This window comes from Haladaptatus halobius, from assembly GCF_020618475.1.
Lineage (GTDB): Archaea > Halobacteriota > Halobacteria > Halobacteriales > Haladaptataceae > Haladaptatus > Haladaptatus halobius.
This window is the reverse complement of sequence record NZ_CP085336.1, coordinates 1,392,237-1,409,663: the sequence shown is the minus strand read 5'-3', so window position 1 is coordinate 1,409,663 and position 17,427 is coordinate 1,392,237. Positions and strand designations below refer to the sequence as shown.

Genomic DNA, 17,427 nt, shown 5'->3' with positions numbered 1-17,427 from the left:
CGATGTTTTCTCGACCACTTCCCTTACAATTTGGCCTGTTTTTGAGCTATGTTTCAGAGTTACAAGTAGAGGAGAAGCAATTTCAGAACACTATTAAATATGATGGGTAGCACAAAATAACAAATAATATGAAATTCATGTGATCTTCTCAATTTGGTTTTGAAGCAGATCATTGGAAATAGTTTTGATAATCTGCACCTGCATGATTGGGCAGAGTCGCAAGAAACCGGACCGAAATAACTTTCCTGTAAATTCGGCGTATTGAACGATTAAAATCCAATCATATTTCGAATAGTGTATAATAATTTAAATATGTTTTAGATTTGGGAGTATACTGAAAGGAATATGTGTTGGTAATAGCCTCTTGACCATGTCCTCAGGCCAGATCAAAAAAGAGCATCATATTAGACAACATACCAAATTTGCAGTATGTATATAAATATGTTTTTTCGAGTTCTATCCTCTCCTAATCATTTGGATATTAGTTTTATTCGCCTGTTCTAGAAGTAGGGGCTAGTTAGTTTCCTGAAAGATTTTCTGAGCGAAACTAGAGTCGGTCAATCGTATCGAACCTCCGATTATTGATGGCCGAAGATCGCAAGTACAGGTTAGCATCTTATACTAGCTTCCCACGTGACCCGGTACTGACGCTCAACCGGCTTGAATATGCGCCTGTTCGAATTTTTATACTATGTATAGAAACCAAGTCAATAGTGACTTCTATATATGTGTATGATTTCAAGTAAGATTGTAACATTTAATAACATAATCTGTCTATTCCATGTATTATTAATACGTGACGAGTTGGTCCCCACGTATTTGGTTGGTAGTTCTTGGTTAGTATGATATACTAACCAGTACCCGGTATGTCGTGAACTCATTCTCATATGGAATAGACTCGTCTCGTTGTGAGCGCACACTTTCATCTAACGAAGGTGTTCATCCTGCAAGCCAGTGTTTTGTTTCACTTCCGCTCTGGTTGGCTGACCTCTTTATCGATGGCCTTCGAAGAAGGATCTGTTGTCGTCGTAACCCAGTACACGGCGTGGCTCCTATGCCCCTACCCACCCTGACACGCCGTGTGCTCCCCTTGCATCATCAGACCAATAACGAGGCGAGTGTGCATATTATCCCGAGGATTTACGTCGGTAGTAATTGTCCATGATTATATCGATGATTTCGAATCGGCGACCACCGCTTACACCACTTGCGCAAGACGCGCTCGATACACTCGCAAGCAAACTTCCGAGTGAGGGAGAACTCACGTACGAGCACGCGTACGCGATTCTCAAGGATCGCAAGGAGCTTGAGCAGCCCGCTGCTGAAGATATCATCGAACGACTCTACATGCGGGGCCACATCTACGAAGTTGAAGGAAAGCTTCGGCTGACTGATCACCGACCTGAATAGCGAGGATGGCATCGGTGGCAAAGCCATAATCGGCGCTCAAATTCAACGGTTCCTAACTCACTCCCTTCTCTGTTCGATTACCTCGATAATCTTCGCTGCCGTCGTCCGAATTCGTCCAAGCCGCTCTTGAATCACATCCACATCATCGTGATTCGGTCGTCCGTCGACATCACTACACAGTACTCGCGATATATATTAAGCAATAACAATAGCGTCTCTTCCCTGTTGAGCTGTGTTCCGCAATCCGGGCATATTTTATCTGGAACCCGAGTGACGCTCATCGATTCACAGATGAAATGAGGAATATAAATTTTTCACAGTCCACGATCTCAGGCGGTTATCTCGCTCTCCGTCTCTTCTATCATCTCGTCTGGATCCATATCTGCCATCGATTCATCACCAAGTTGGAGTCGGAGGCGGGGACGCCCCACATCGATTGGGACTTTTTCAGTATCGATCAATCCGAGGTCTTCTAATCGCGTTTTGGTGCGGGAGAACGTGGCTTTGCTTGCCACCCCGACATCTTCACCCCACTTACTGATATCGTACAGAAGGACGTTGTTTCGTGCGGCAATCATCAAGGAGATAACTACTTCATCTGTCCCATCAGCTTCAATTGTTTCTACAGACTCGAGAATAGCTTCGAAATCGTCTGCAGTGTCGTCACCGATTTCCTCTCGTAGCGTTTCCTTAACTTGCGACAACGGCGGTGTTCTAAGGGAAAATTCGCTTGCGTTTTCCCATTCGTTCATGAACGTTTCTCGCGCCTGGTCAACAAACTCGCTCTCATCAGACCGAAGTCCCTTCACTTCTCCGTCCATCGTGATCAGTGAGACGACTTCATCTTCGGTGACGAGCATCGAATTTCGCCGAATTTCTTCTGATGTTCGAAGCGAGAGTTTTTCTTGGTCAACGAGGTCCGCGGCTTTGCTCGCGATGATGAAATCATTGACCATCTCTTTCAGACCCATCGGATCAGATATCACGCGAAGTTCCGGAATATCCTCGTCTGATTCGGTAGTGACGGTGATGAGCGCTTCCAGTTCTTGTTTTGACGGATTTACAATGAGGATCGGCTCTGACGCCTCTTCGAGGATCGTTTCAGCCAATTCTTCGACGTCGCTGCCAATCAAATCTGCTGTTGACATACAATCCTAGTTAACAATGAAATACTTAGTTCTGAACCCGTTTCTAATGGGAAATCAAGGGTTGAAGAAACTATGATGTTGCTTACTGAACTAGAATACATGGTCGAAAAAGTAGCGGAGTTATCTGACATCAACTTGATGAGCTAGAGAATGCAGAGATTATCGCTGTCGACACGAAATTCGAGAATCAGGATGACTGGAGATACCAGTGCCAGGCAGACAAGCGAGCAAAGTAACGAGAATAGCCAGACCGGCGTTGCAGTTGCCTTAAACTACGCTGAAGACATCGAGCAGGAAAATGAAATAAACTTTGGAGATGGCCCGCCACCGCAACCGAATAGCCTCAGTAACCTCCCCTGGTAATCACACTGCGTAGCGACACTCTGATTCGACGACTTTTGACTTACTCACTACTCGTTCCGACTACCTCAATAATCTTCGCTGCCGTCGTCCGGATTCGTCCAAGTCGATCGTGAATCACATCCGCATCATCGTCCTGCCACGCCGCGAGGTAGAATGCTGATCCACTCGTATCGAGATCGAAATACTGACCGACGATGTACGCGACGGCTTCCGCCTCGACTTCGCGTTTCGCTCGTTCACACTCGTTGTCGATATCAAAATACAGCAGTGCGTGCGCGTATTCGTGGATAAGCGTCACAGCGAGATCCGCGTGATTTGCTCGAGCTTTTACCTCGACGATTGGCTGGAGGTCGTACAGACTCCGCTGTTTGTAGACACCCTTTGCCTCTCCGTGTTCCCAGTCGTCAACGTCGACGATTCGAACCGTCGCACCGAGATCATCGGCTGCATCTTGAAGGGTGGGCACGAGATTTCCAGCATCTCCTATTGCCGCGGTCTCCAATTCGGGAAGTGGTTCACCCTCCGTCTGAGACACATCGAAAACAGCCGTGAGTTTGAATCCGACCAGTCCCTTCGACCACGCTTCAGGTGGTGTCTTGTCATATTCACATTCACTTTGTTCGTGGTAACTGGGCGAGTTCTCGCATTCGGGACACTGCTTTGTGATGATCGGCGCCCAGATCCAGATTCCGTTCTCTCCTTCCTGGACGTGACGATCGAAGTCGGTCCGCCAGGTGTTGTACCCAGCGACCTTCGTCGCACTTGGACATTGAAGAGTGATCAAGAGCGTGTTCCGATGGGAGTAGTCGGGGAATTTGGATTGAACAGTTAACCACTCCTGAAATTGCTGACTTGCTCTCGCCTCGTCAGTCAACGCAGTGAGCTCATCGATCCATTGTTCGATCGTGTTGTGCATCTGGTCGCGTCGGGTGTCGTAATCGTCGAACGACACCGCAGAGTCGGTACTCGAAGCCATTGGTTTTTCGAACACGGACGCTTCTTTTGAGCGCCCCGCACCCCTGAGGGGCCGAAAAAATCCCCGTGGAGTAGTGGAATCAGAGCTACCAGCGCTTCTTGGGTGGTACCGCCTTCGATTCTGTCGTACCAATTCGAGATTGTGTGAGCCGTCTACTAGATTTCTGTGCGCCGCTTGGCGTCTCATCAACCGAACAGTGGCTGCGATATGGTTTTCGATGCTGATCGATGTCTACATCATTCTGATACCAAATTGAGAAGAGGCCGAATTATTTATTGTGTTGGGTAAAAAAGGTCAGATCATATGCCGCTCCCTGTCATAGTGCGGCGGTGGCTCTCTGTGGATGAGAGCGTTATTCGCGAGTGTCGCGATTGCGGGACGTCACTCGAAACTACCGAACAGCCGTGCCCTACCTGCGGATCGACTGAAACCGTGGCGTTCGACGTTTCATAATCCCGTTTTGACGTGGTTGGGAGCTGGCTTGACCTCCATATTAGGTTGATACTAGATACGTCGCAGTCACGCTTGCAATGGTCTATCTTGATTCAGGCGAGAGAATCCCGCCCTTGAGGGTGGGAGTGAATCGCCGTCTTTGTTCATTTCACTGTACGGTATAGTCTTAGGTGCTTTCCCGCCGTTTCTATGTTTATCCGACGCGGTATGTCCGCGCCCATGCCGGGACAATTGGGCAATATCGGAGTTCCAACCCATATCCATCAAAGGTATCCCCTTCGAAAGGACGGTGAGGATACCGACGAAAAACAATCAGGTAACTCCAAGTCCTTCGCAGGATAGGAGTAGCGGTCACGTGGCATGGCCAGCACCTCGTCGGTGTGTAAACCCTAAGAGAACAACGAAACAAGGACCGGCCTTGTGGGAACCCTCGTCGTTTACGACGAGGAGGATGTCACCTCCGCACTGAAGTCTTTGAGTGAGGGTTCAGTGTTCGTCTCCGTGATTTAAAGTTGATAGTTGTCGGCGAGGGCCATTTGCCGATGCACCGCTATTTCTGGTCGATTGCTCATCCGAATCGAGTCTCCACCTTCTTTCGGGGTGCAAAAAATTGCTTGTGATCAGCAATTCTGGTGATCAATGGCTCAAAAGAATCATTTGCCTACTGTGCCACCCAGACCTCCAATTTGAAGGCTTTTAGCGCTCGTACTGCCTGCTGACTTATGCACAGTATCTCGCCGTCTGGGGTCATCTCACTTACTCGGGGCGCCGGTATCATCGCCCCACTATTAGATCTTCCCAGCCCAGTGGCGAAGTTCGATCTGATCAAAAAGCTGGCGCGCTGTTGCGAGGGCCGCCAGCCCTGGATAGTCAGTCTCAATGTCTGCATAGATATATGACGTGAATAGGTTCTCATTCGATGTCTTGCGCTGATGGAGATACGCTTGCTGGTCGTGCGTCAGCTCTTCAAGTTGTTCTTGGATTGTGCCCAATCTATCACTTCGCTCAGCAAACAGGTACTCGCCTCGTTCGATTGCCGCTAATTCGTCACCGATTTCGGCAAGCGACCCGTGAAGCTCTTCCAGTCGTTGTCGTTCTGCTGCCAATATCGGCAGTGTTTGCTGGCGGGTTTCGATGGCCGCTTCACTCGCATCCTGGAGTTCGTTCCACAAGAGCTGTGACCACGTCGCGGACCCGCCGGTCAGTCCGGCTGCCACATCGGCGCCGAATTCATTTGTAATACTCTCGAGGGGAGTCTCCTCACCGTATTCGTCCTTCCAATGGTCGACTGCCAGAACCGTCTCATAATAGGCGGTTTCAACAGCCCCCTGGAACGTGTATTCGGCTTGAGATGGAAACCGAACCGTCTCTTGGAGTGATCCACCGTCAGTTCGATAGGGGTGTGGCGGGATCGCGGCAAGCCGGTCGAGAAAGTCCTCGAAGGCGTCGATTTCAGCCTGGAGGTAGGATTCTTCGTCAGTGAGGCGTCTCTGTACGTCCGGGAGTGACGTGCGCTCGATTAACTGGTTCCTGCTCTGTGCCATTGATACTCAATAACATACTACTGAGTGAGGATTATTATACTTTATTGCCAACTAAAAATAGTGAACTTTATACAATGAGGCGTTCTTATTGCCGATATCTCGATCAAGCTACGAAAGATAGACCATTCTGCGAGAAGAACAGACTCACACGTGATTCACGCTACTCCTCTGGGAGATCGCGACGCCCGGATCGGACACAGGACCAACACGGAAAGCCACTAAGTCTATCACAGTAACAGTCGGCTGGCTGGTTCGTGTCGCTGTCTTCCGCATGATTTTCAGGCTCGTTCTCGATTTGTATCCCACCGTCTGCGACAAGGGAATGGTCTGTCGCTGCCTGCAGGAGTGGCGTTCGAATCGCAACGCCAACCCGATGTTTGCAGGCTCCCTCATAGCGATCATCCGCAGGACATTCACAGGCGATGGGGATTCCATCATGAACAGTGACGAGATATTCGGGATCCGCTGGATTCGCGTGACTCGTATTCCGAACGAGGACACCCCTCGTTTCGAGTGAAAATTCGAGGGCTTCATACTGGGCGCGCTTTGCGACTCGTTTAATGAACGTCAATTGGGACAGGACGTTTTTACTGGACATACCCGCTCCACGAGGCACATCTGATTCGCCCCGCACCCCTTGGGGGCACAAAAACACGTTTCTGGCGATGAGTACTAATTCGATATCCAGTTATCCTTCACCTGGCTCTCTACAGAGTGCGGCACATTCAAACGTACGTTTCTATATAAGAATTACAGAATGATTAGTGACTATGTGTGCTCGGTGCGCAACTAACCGTGGTAGGTCGGGAGTCTTTCCTCCAAGAGATTCTCAATAATTTCCCAGAGGATGAGCGAGGAGGTCGTGTGCTGAAGCGTAACTGCTTGATGAGTCGTTTCTCCGTCAATCGAGTACTGGAAATGCGCTCGCCCGAGGTCTGTGTGATCTTTGTCTTGGTGCCATCCAGCGTGGAAATCTGTGTTTGGGTCGCTATAGTTGACGCGAAACCAATCATGTGGGATTTGACGATACCACTCGATAACGAGTTGGGGTGCCTCTGGACCAGTGGGTGGATTGATGCGGCTCGGATCAAAGGTTGCCTGCAGCTGTTTGGCTTCAACGTCATCCGGAACGTACTCGATCGTTGTGATATGTGGCACGCGTTCGAGGACATCGCGTTTGAGTTGCTCGTACAACTGTGCGTTCGGATTTCCGCCTGGATGTGGGACGGACATCCGTCAGTTACCAGCCTCGGCACGCTCTGTATTTGGGGCCAAGAAATCCCACTCACGAATCGCAAATCCAACAATCTGAATTCGCTGTTGGAGATGATCCCAGTCTCGAGCGATTGTCCGTCGCTGAGCTTCTTCATCCGAGCTGAGGGTCTCGTCTGCAATCGTTGCTCGCAATTGATTGGGTGACTCGACTGCGTACGTTTCTTCCCAATCCCGAATTTGGGTTTTCATCTCGCTAAGCCGATCGGTCAATTCCTCGACTGTCCGGTGACCATCACGAAGTCGGACTGCCTCTTGCATTGCCTGCCGACGATAGTCTGGATAGTAGGTTGTGTGAGCGCCACTCTCATCACGGCGAAGCACGCCATCATCCACGAGTCGCTCAAGGACGCGCTTGGTCGGCTCGTGTGACCACTCTGCCTCCGAGGCAATCCAATTCACGGTACGGGGTTCAGACACTTGGCGAGCGACCATCCGGACACGGTCTTCACCTGTCGTCTGACGCTCCATGAGCCCTGTTTCCGGTTCTTCTGGATTCTCGTCCATGTCTGTACTAATGGACTGCAACTCCATATAGATTGAGTCACATTCATCCTATATCGAACCTCTCAACTAAATCGATCTATCGACACTCTCCAGACCAAGTGGTGCTGATTTTATTCCTAGCCCCAGTAGATATGGATGAATATTGCTAATTGCACCCTTAGAGGCGACAAGACACGTTCTTGACGATCGCAGAAAGGGATCGCTCGTAGCAAAGATCGACAGGCGAATAAGTTGGTCAATCGAATCGGTAAATCGCAATCCCGTCATGATCGCATTCCGGACACACGCGCGTTTCGACCTCGACCGTGGTTCCACACTGCCGACACTCGGCGATGACAGTGCTGTGCGACCGGCTAGTAATTGCATCAGGCGGTCTTTCATGCGAGCTCTGGCCTGTGATTGATTCATTGTTCGTCGATGACGAGGCTACAGTCATCGCAAACTGTTTCGATCACGTTGGTAGTGACCTGGCCGCCACATCTGTGACACTGGTTGGTTAGTTCGCTCGGTACGTCTTCGTCGAAGTCGGTTGCGTAGCTGTCGCTGAGTATCATCGAAATCACTCCTCATCGAGACGCTCAATTTCGAACGCCCCGCACCCCTCTGGGGGTGAAGAAATTCCATGCAGTCGAAGCATATCGGCAGATAACACACGAATCAGATAATGACTATCAAAAATAATTTTATTTAATTTGATGGCTTTGAGCATCGGTCAACGTGTCTATTGTAGTAGTCTTCCCCCTCTCGTCGTCGATAGTTGGGTCTTATTGATGCTGAAGCAATGTTCGTGCACACACTGAGTGGGGAAGTAGACAAATATGAACAGATCGACCTTTAGATCGATTATTCCTCTTGGAGCAGCGCCTCATCGCCGTACGTCTTACGGAGCGAGCGTAAATACTCGCGTTGATTCCGAAGTCGATTAGTCGGTTCAGCGTACGTATAGTCGAACATCTCATCTGGATTGGCATCGTGTTCCTCCACTGGTTCGATCAGATTTGCAAGGGTAGCGTCGATTTCAGAATTAATATGGCTAATCTCGTTGTCATCGAGGCGATCTGTGTTGCGGAGGAATGATTCGAACCGACTCAGTGGATCACGCTGGCGCCAGCGTTCTACATCTGCTTGGTCACGATACACTGAGGGGTCATCGGCAGTCGTATGTGCGCCGAACCGGTATTGAACTGCTTCGATCAGAGTCGGACGTAAGTGACCGTCAGTCGGTTGTTTTGCCTTCTTGCGAGCAGCATGCGTTACGGCATACATCGCAAGCGGATCCATGCCATCGACCTGTACGCCTTCAAAACCATAGGCATGAGCTTTCTGTGCGAAGGTCGCACTGGCGGTCTGGCGCTCGACGGGGACGGAGATAGCCCATTGATTATTGTTGCAAATAAACACCGCCGGAACGTCAAACACACCCGCGAAATTGAGCGCCTCGTGGAAATCTCCCTCCGACGTAGCACCGTCACCGAAGTGGGCAACCGTCACGTGGTTATCATTTTGTAATTTTGCCGCCCATGCCATCCCGACCACGTGCGGGAGGTGATCGGCGATAGTGATATTGAGTGGCAGAATGTTCTCATCTGCGAGTGCTGCGTTCCCGTGTTCATCACCTGCCCAGTACAGTAAGTACTCCCACGGGAATCCTCGTGCGACAACAGCGCCGTGTTCACGGTATTGGTAGGAGATGATATCATCGTCGGCCAGTGCATACGTTGAGCCGATTTGTGCACCCTCTTGGCCAGCTAATGATGAGTAGGTTCCAAGACGACCCTGTCGCTGTAAACTGATGATCCGCTCATCAAACCGACGACAGAACTGCATATCGCGGTACATTGCCACAAACGTCTCATCATCAAGGTCGGGCACGAGCTCTGGTGTGACAACGTGGCCTTCAGCGTCCAATACTTGTATCCGATCACTTGGATCGCGTGATAGTAGCTTAGTTGTGCGTATCATTCACTATCGAATACGTTGCCCGACCGGTCACAAGAAACATAGGGTCGACAACGACGGAATTGACCATGTAGTTCCGACCACAATTGCGGTGGCCAGTATTCACTCTCTCCCTCCCGCTGGTTTGTCGCCGATAGCCGCCGATACAACTGCCGTACTCACGAGTAGCCGTACACCGTCAGTCCCGAACTGTGTCAATTCGGGACGTCCACACCCGCGGTCGTGTCGGAGTTCGTGGTAGAGTTGTTACCCTCTCGGGCGTGATTTCGTTCCGACCACGTTACTCTCCGGCAACCGTGTCTGTGGCCGGAGCAGTGTCCGTGCTCTTGTTCGTAACTTCATCTGGAAGCTCGACATCTGCTTTCAACACGAGCCGAGTTTCTTGATAGCACAATCCGTCCTTGGATCGCTGGCGTTTGATCTTCCCGAGCCGATTTTTCGATAGCTCGCACATTGCGTCCATCGTCCGTCGGGCAAGTTCCTGACAGTACTTCTTGCATCACCCCGGACTCTTTCAGCCGAATCCACTCGGCGAGATCTGAGGCATCGAGAAAAGCACGAATCTCGCCACTGCCATTCGACCAGAGTGAATACCGACTCGTATCGTCGCGTTCGCACCACACCTTGGCTGCGAGTTCGTCGGGTTTGCGGTTGGTCACTGACGTGAGCATTTCATCGTCGTAGCGAGCCAATCGTTGAATCGGCAAAAGATCGGCCGTTGAATGGGCAACTACACCACCGCGACCGAAAGCGTCTTCTTCACCGGGAAGGCGAAAGTAGGTCTTCCCATCGTCTTTCGTGATGCGTTTGAGTCTATTTCCCGCGACGGTGAGCCGGTCTTCCTCGACGTTCTCGGCGAGCAAGTGGGCACCTTTTTCGAACTCATGGGCTTGCAACTCGTCGATCCGCTCGTCGCAGGCCTGCGTTTTGCGGGCAATTGCTGTCCGATGGGCCTTTGCTTCGTCTGCTGTGTTCGCTATATTCTCTACGTGGTCTTCAAGCTCTTCGATCTGGGAGTCTTTCTGCTCAAGGTCGACACGGAGATCTGTGATTCGCTCGTCTTTCTCTGCTACTTTTGCTTCGAGGTCGTCGATACGGTCGGCAAGCGTCTGGATATGGTCGGCGAGGTCACTGACCGATAGCTCGTCGCCATCGAGAGTACTGGATGCTCCGGAAACAGTGGTGTTACTCATTGGCATGCACCTCCGTTCTGAGTGCGGTGCTGTCGTCCGGTGTGGAGAGCCGAGGAAAGTGTGCAATAGTGGTGAGCGAACCGATACAGCGGGCGGTCGTGCACTGGCGGTGTGCGTATACTCGATGACGGTCATGGACGAATCAGAAGGGCTAGCGGTGCAGTGGTAGGTGGCTTGCTGCGTAGCGTGCTGTGTAGTCGTCGTGAGCGGTGGTGCGGTCAACACGAGATGTGGTACCCGACTCGTCACGGGGTGTGTTTCTCGCACTGTGCAAATCGTCCGTGGCAAGTCAGTCGTCGTAATGCGAACGCGATCACCGGGTGAGAGCTGTTGGACGAGTGCCTCTGAATTCCGTGGATTCAGTGGCTTCGGAATGATCGAGTGAGACATTTCACACCGCACAAAACGGCAAGGTTATTTCAACGTTATATGGATTGAATAATTGGTGGCGACGCTAGTAGTAGCTCTTCTACTATGCCTGCGTCAGGGCGTGGTTCGTCGCTCAAGCGCGAGCTTCACACCAAAGCCGACAAGAACACTCCCACTGACGGTACGGAGAATCGATTGAACAAGTTCCCGCTCGGTGATCGTTTTCCGGGCACGCGATGAAAAGACTGCCAGTAGTGCTTGGTAGAGGAACCCAAGACTCGCAAACAACACACCAAGGGTAAAAATCTGGAGAGTGGTATCACTCCCTGGTTGGACGAATTGCGGAAGGAAAGCAAGGAAGAAAATCGCCACCTTCGGATTTAAGACGTTAATCATGAGTGCACTTCGAAAGGACTCGCGTGGCGTGTAGCTAGTACTCTCTGGCGTAATGTCGAATTCCTCGGTATTTCGGAACGTCTGTACTCCGAGATAGAGGAGATACGCTGCGCCAACAAATTTGACAATTGAGTATGCTAATGCAGATGTTCGCAGGATAGCCGATAACCCCACCACAGCAGCTGTTGTGTGGACGATGCTTCCCGTCGAGGATCCAAGCGCGGCCATCACCCCTGATGATTGCCCATCGCTCACACTGCGAGTCAGTGTGTAAATGCTGTCAGGGCCAGGTGAGATAATGAGGGCGATTGCAACTGGGACAAAGGCGATGAGTACACCGACGCCAAACATACACCACGTTTGTAAAGTAATTATTATCAATACAGGGGTTGTGGCAACTACTGAGATAGTTGGCCTGCCGAGACGGCACACAAACGCGCACAGTGGGAACAATTTACCTTCGATGTGGAGGCCCCAGGAATGGTCGATGTCACCAATCAGAGCCATGAGAACCCCGCAGAGCATCAATACGTGGTCTCCATCGACGACGTGACCGAACAACTAATGGCCTGTACGTGCCCCTACCACGTCCACCACGATGCATTCTGCAAACAAATGGCTGAAGTTGAGAATGCGACCGACGCCGGGGTGCATACGCTTTCCTCGTCATATATGAGGACGACGCAGAGTCAGACGAAGTTTCCTTGCAAAGATACCTCTTTCTGCATTATGACTATTTACTGAGTCTTGTTTTCACGTTATCAGATAACAGGTACTTATTGTAGCTTCTGTTCTATAGTGTATAAACAACAAAATACTATATATGGATATACTGTAATTATTTTTGGTGATTCAATGATACGATCGGGTGTAGACATCGGTGGGACCTTTACTGACGTTATCATCTTCAACGACGAGACTGGAGAGATCGAAATCGCGAAAACTCCATCGACGCCAGCGAATCCAGCAGAGGGTGTCATCAATGGGTTGACCAAGGTCGAAACGGACATTGCGAACTTGGATTTCTTCTCCCATGGATCCACGGTTGGCACCAACGCCCTCATCGAACGCGACCTTCCTCGAATTGGGCTGATCACGACCGAGGAATTTCGTGACGTTCACGAGATACGTGACGCAACGAAAGATGAGCTCTGGGATGCCTACGAGGATGTCGCTGATCCATATGTCCAGCGACGCGATCGACTCGAAGTAACGGAGCGTATCGATACCGATGGTAATGTGGTCACCCCGCTCGATGAGGAGATGGTCCGCGAGGCCTCCCGCATCTTCGAGAAACGTGGCATCGACACCATCGCCGTGTCACTAGTTAATGCCTACGTTGACGGCGAGCATGAACGACGGGTTGCCGAGATTCTCGCAGAGGAATACCCTGATGCGTTTGTCTGTACTTCCCACGAGATCCTTCCAGAGATGTTCGAACATGAGCGAACTAGCACGACGGTTATCAACGCGGCGTTGGTTCCGGTTGTTCGCGAGTATTTAGTGGATCTCTCGGTACAGCTCAACGAGCGCGACTATGACGGTGACGTGCTCGCCATGCACTCCGGCGGTGGCGTGATGACAACAGAAGCTATCGCCTACTATGCCGCTCGCATCGCCAATTCAGGACCGACTGCGGGTGCGATCGCGAGTCAATACATCGCCGAACAGTGTGGCTTCGAGAACGCTATCGGCTTCGACATGGGAGGTACCAGTGCCGACGTCTCGCTTACTTTCCAAGGTGATATCGAGATGACCGATGAGTGGTCCGTCGAGTACGGCTATCCCATCATGTTCCCGTCGACGGACATCGAAACCATCGGAGCCGGCGGTGGCTCAATCGCCTGGATCGACGACGGCGGTTCCTTACGCGTGGGTCCAAGGAGCCAGGGGGCCGACCCTGGCCCAGCTTGCTACCTTCGAGGTGGGGATAAGCCGACTACGACCGATGCCAATGTCGTTCTCGGGTGGGTTGATCCCAACAAATTCCTCGGTGGTGATATGGATGCCACTGCCGACCCCGCTCGCGAGGTAATCGAACGCGACATCGCTGACCCGCTAGGTCTCGATCTCACTGAGGCTGCTTCGGCCATCGAGCGGATCGCGGTCGCCAATATGTGTAATGCTGTTCGCCTGGTTTCAACGAGCAAGGGGTATGATCCTCGAGATTTCGCGCTGGTCGCCTTCGGTGGTGCTGGTCCGATGCATGCCGCTCACGTTGCCAAGGAAATGAGCATCCCGAAGGTCGTTATCCCCCCATATCCTGGCATCAACTCGGCACTGGGTTGTCTACTGGTTGATGTCGAACACGACCTCTCACAGACATTCATCGCAGACACCACCGGGGATACAGTAGATGATATCGAGGACACCTTCGCAGAGATGGAGAACGAGATTCACGGCCGCCTTGACAAGGAGGGCATCGACGATGATCAGATTCGAATGGAGCATGAGGTAAAGATGCGGTACGTCGGCCAGTGGCGCTCGCTGGAAGTGCCCTGTTCACGACCGACCGACAGTGTCGAATCCATCCGGGAACGGTTCCATCGTCAGCACGAACAGACCTATGCTTACTCCGACGAAGATCAGCCTGTCGAGATATACGGCCTCCACGTCACCGGCAAGGGTATCGTCGAGAAACCCTCGTTCCCCGAGATTAGTAGGGGTGATTCTGCTGATGCCCACCAGGATACTCGTGAAGCGTACTTTAAGGAGGTGGGAGAATACGTAGACACGGCCGTTTATGACCGTACGGCGCTCAGTGCAGGCGCCACCTTCGATGGACCCGCTATAGTCGAACAGATGGACTCCACTGTCGTCATTCCACCCAGAATGACGGCTGAAGTGGACGAAACTGGAAACATCATCATCACCGTCTAACCATGTCAGACACACAGCCACAGCAGCAGATTGACCTTGACCCGGTCACGTTCGAGGTACTCCGCAGTTCATTCACGAACCTCGTTGATCGAATGGCCGAACAGATACAACGAACCTGCTATTCCTTTGTCATCTACAACCGTGACTTCAGCAACTGTCTGAACGACGCAGAGGGCAATACAGTAATGCAGGGCTCACAAGACATTGCTGTCCACGTCGGCACCCTTCACTACACCTGTAAGGAGACGCTGGAGTACTTTGAGGGGGACATCAATCCTGGTGATGTCTACATAGTCAACGATCCGTATCTCGGTGGTACTCACATTAACGATGTCCGTATCATGCGCCCAGTGTTCCATGATAGCGAGCTCATTGCCGTCACCCAATCGAACGGTCACTGGGCTGACGTCGGTGGGCCTGCTCCGGGTTCGTTCAACATTAACGCTAATGATCACTTCGCTGAAGGTCTGCGCATACCCCCACTGAAAATATGGGACGCAGGGGAGTTCCGCGATGACGTTGCAAACCTATTAACAACCAATATGCGTCTTTCAGAGGATCGTCTCGGCGACATGCGGGCTCAAGCCGAAGCGACACGTATTGCCGAAGAACGCCTCCTTGAACTTGTCGAGAAGTATGGTGTCGACACAGTGATAACCGCCTTCGATGAGTCCAAGGACTACGTCGAGCGTATGATGCGCAAGCAGATTCACGACTTGCCCGACGGCACTTGGCACACCCAGGACTATATCGATGCCGACCCCAACAAGGGAGAGGGATTTGTGACTGTTGACGTCAAGATGACGATCGACGGTGACGAAGTTCACTATGACCTCTCGGGATCGGACGAATACATTGGGAACTTCCTGAACTCGACATTCGGAACCTCCTTTTCCGCTGTCATCGCTGGGACGAAGATGTTTTTCCCGGACGTGCCACTGAACTCGGGGATGTATCGAGTCGTCAATGCTGAACTCCCGGAAGGGACGGTGGTGAACGCACCGGAACCGGTACCCGTCACAGGCTCCGTCGCCGGCGCCTACGAGAAAGTGATGAATGCAATCTTCGAGTTATGGTCAGAGGTGTTGCCGGAACGCGCGATGGCATGTGCATTCAACCTCGAGTACCTACTCGCAGGAGGTCAGGACCAACGCCCGGGCCGAGACGGTAAAGAGTTCGCCTGGTATGATTGGATGGCCGGTGGTTGGGGCGGACGTGACGGCAAAGATGGCGCTACCGCCACGGCGCCGGTATTCGGTGCTGGCCTTGCTGTTCAATCTTTAGAGGGTCAAGAGCGAGACACCCCACTTCTGACAAGTGAACATTCCATCGTTACGGATTCTGCTGGTCCGGGAGAATACCGCGGTGGCTGCGGAGTTCGGAAAGGCGGTCGATTTTTAGAGTGCGAAAACAGTGTTATTTCGTATTGCTCGGATCGTGCCCGCTCTATCACTTGGGGAATCAAAGGTGGACTCCCTGGAATCCCTCACGGTGTCACTCTCGCAAAAGATGGAGAATCTGAGGAGCTGGGCACGGTATTCTCTAACGTCCCCATTCAGGAGGACAACGAATTCGTCCGCCCCTCTTCAGGCGGTGGTGGCTTTGGCGATCCTCTCGATCGCAACCCCGAGGATGTCTTGGTGGACGTTGAGGATGACTATGTGTCGATCGAGCGTGCTGCCAAGGACTATGGCGTAGTCATTGAAGAAATCGACCCAGATTTGTGTGAGTACGAGATCGACTTGGAAGCTACGGAACGAAAGCGCGAGTATATTCGTGAGAACCGGAAAGACTGGCTAAGCGAGGATCCCAAGTCTGTTACCAAGCGTTACAACGAAGGCGAACTCGATATACTTGATCTCATTCGACGTTATGGTGTCATCCTCGACTGGTCAAGCGGTGACCTGCTAGAGCAAACGACTGAGGATTTCCGAGAGATGCTTCACGACCGCGCTGTTAGCGAGTGGTCGTAACTTACAGTCTGTAGTCGCTATACTGCTCTTTCTATTCTTGGGCGTGTTGAAACACGCAGGGTGTTGGCACATCTTGCACTGGTCTTCCAAATTCTGAGAAGATCATGAGTACAAACCCATCCGCAGCCCGTGACGCTGCCGAGACGGCACAGAAACGCGCACAGGCCGAACAATTTTCCTTCAACGTTGATGCCCCCGGACTCATCGAAGTCACCAACGAGATCCACGACAACCCCGAAGAACACCAATACGTCGTCACGCTCGACGACGTGACGGGCGATGCACTGGCCTGCACCTGCCCGCACCACGTCCACCGTGACGCTTTCTGCAAGCACATGGCTGCGGTCGAAACCGTGGCGGACGACGGTACCCTGACGGCGTTCCCATCGGAAGAGGACGAGACCACCGACGAGACGGATGACGATGCTGAACCGGCAGAGTGCGATTGTGACGGTCTGAATGACTTCCCGTACTGGCCGTGTGTTCGGGCGAGTCGCAAAGAACTACCGGATTAACTACCGCTTTGATCCCTTTTCTTCATGCACATCAATTGTCATTCTCGGAAGTCACTGACCAGCGACCACTCGCAGAGAGTGCGAATACAGCAACTGCGGAATAAAAGAACGCACTATAACCCACCAACCTGTTCAGACCATGAATAGTTGTACGAGAAAGATTGCCGTTATTGCAAGCGAGAGACCAGCCATCCCATAGGCTAGTGGTCCGTATTTGGTTGGTTTCCGTTCTTCTTTCTCAGGTTTCCACAACCTAATGAGGCCAGTAAACAAGATCGTGAGTGCAACGCCAGCCCGGACGATACTTTCTAAATTCAGTTGAAACTGGGTGGCCACTAGAGACTGGGCTAACAAGACAGCCCCACTATATAGAAAACAGTACGTCACGAATCGAGCTGGGTGCATCAATATCAAAATTGTCGTCTAAACACCATATTATTACCGGTAACCGACACTATGCTACCGATTC

Annotated in this window: 14 protein-coding genes and 1 pseudogene; 4 read left to right on the top strand and 11 right to left on the bottom strand. The window is 51.6% G+C overall.

What is annotated here, in order from left to right; genetic code table 11:
- Window positions 1-1,173 precede the first annotated feature (1,173 nt).
- Entirely contained in the window at window positions 1,174-1,410 is a 237-nt protein-coding gene (locus tag LIW51_RS24000) for a hypothetical protein (protein ID WP_227377602.1), read from the top strand.
- Between the two features lie 329 nt (window positions 1,411-1,739).
- Here LIW51_RS24000 and tbsP read toward each other — a convergent pair whose 3' ends face one another.
- The 11 genes and pseudogenes from tbsP to LIW51_RS23950 form a co-directional block, all read right to left on the bottom strand.
- On the bottom strand, window positions 1,740-2,558 hold the full coding sequence (gene tbsP, locus LIW51_RS23995) for a transcriptional regulator TbsP (RefSeq protein ID WP_227377601.1): 819 nt from the start codon (window positions 2,556-2,558) through the stop codon (window positions 1,740-1,742).
- 403 nt (window positions 2,559-2,961) lie between these two features.
- The gene (locus LIW51_RS23990; RefSeq protein WP_227377600.1) at window positions 2,962-3,897 is read right to left on the bottom strand and encodes a protein kinase family protein; all 936 of its coding nucleotides are present in this window, start codon (window positions 3,895-3,897) and stop codon (window positions 2,962-2,964) included.
- 1,241 nt (window positions 3,898-5,138) lie between these two features.
- On the bottom strand, window positions 5,139-5,894 hold the full coding sequence (locus tag LIW51_RS23985; RefSeq protein WP_227377599.1) for a DUF7260 family protein: 756 nt from the start codon (window positions 5,892-5,894) through the stop codon (window positions 5,139-5,141).
- 160 nt (window positions 5,895-6,054) lie between these two features.
- Window positions 6,055-6,492, bottom strand: coding sequence for an SWIM zinc finger family protein (locus tag LIW51_RS23980; protein WP_227377598.1), 438 nt, complete (start codon window positions 6,490-6,492; stop codon window positions 6,055-6,057).
- A gap of 191 nt (window positions 6,493-6,683) precedes the next feature.
- Window positions 6,684-7,127, bottom strand: coding sequence for a hypothetical protein (locus tag LIW51_RS23975; protein WP_227377597.1), 444 nt, complete (start codon window positions 7,125-7,127; stop codon window positions 6,684-6,686).
- A gap of 3 nt (window positions 7,128-7,130) precedes the next feature.
- The gene (locus LIW51_RS23970; RefSeq protein WP_227377596.1) at window positions 7,131-7,673 is read right to left on the bottom strand and encodes a DUF7342 family protein; all 543 of its coding nucleotides are present in this window, start codon (window positions 7,671-7,673) and stop codon (window positions 7,131-7,133) included.
- Between the two features lie 404 nt (window positions 7,674-8,077).
- Complete coding sequence (locus LIW51_RS23965) at window positions 8,078-8,227, bottom strand: hypothetical protein (protein ID WP_227377595.1); 150 nt, start codon at window positions 8,225-8,227, stop codon at window positions 8,078-8,080.
- 289 nt (window positions 8,228-8,516) lie between these two features.
- Window positions 8,517-9,635: a pyruvate dehydrogenase (acetyl-transferring) E1 component subunit alpha gene (gene pdhA, locus LIW51_RS23960; RefSeq protein ID WP_227377594.1), complete on the bottom strand. Its 1,119-nt coding sequence runs from the start codon at window positions 9,633-9,635 to the stop codon at window positions 8,517-8,519.
- Between the two features lie 277 nt (window positions 9,636-9,912).
- Entirely contained in the window at window positions 9,913-10,086 is a 174-nt protein-coding gene (locus tag LIW51_RS40495) for a DUF8008 family protein (protein WP_497007396.1), read from the bottom strand.
- A 55-nt stretch (window positions 10,087-10,141) separates the two neighbouring features.
- Window positions 10,142-10,825 (bottom strand): annotated as a pseudogene (locus LIW51_RS23955) (DUF8008 family protein); the annotation flags it as partial.
- 483 nt (window positions 10,826-11,308) lie between these two features.
- A complete protein-coding gene (locus LIW51_RS23950; protein ID WP_368411837.1) occupies window positions 11,309-11,941 on the bottom strand; it encodes a LysE family translocator in 633 nt (210 codons plus the stop codon).
- Between the two features lie 504 nt (window positions 11,942-12,445).
- Here LIW51_RS23950 and LIW51_RS23945 point away from each other — a divergent pair.
- From LIW51_RS23945 to LIW51_RS23935, 3 genes are all read left to right on the top strand, one after another.
- Window positions 12,446-14,470 carry a hydantoinase/oxoprolinase family protein gene (locus LIW51_RS23945; RefSeq protein WP_227377591.1) on the top strand — a complete coding sequence of 675 codons (2,025 nt, stop codon included), beginning with the start codon at window positions 12,446-12,448 and terminating at the stop codon, window positions 14,468-14,470.
- 2 nt (window positions 14,471-14,472) lie between these two features.
- Window positions 14,473-16,443, top strand: a complete 1,971-nt coding sequence (locus LIW51_RS23940; RefSeq protein ID WP_227377590.1) for a hydantoinase B/oxoprolinase family protein — start codon at window positions 14,473-14,475, stop codon at window positions 16,441-16,443.
- 104 nt (window positions 16,444-16,547) lie between these two features.
- On the top strand, window positions 16,548-16,958 hold the full coding sequence (locus LIW51_RS23935) for an SWIM zinc finger family protein (protein ID WP_227377589.1): 411 nt from the start codon (window positions 16,548-16,550) through the stop codon (window positions 16,956-16,958).
- Window positions 16,959-17,427: the final 469 nt, after the last annotated feature.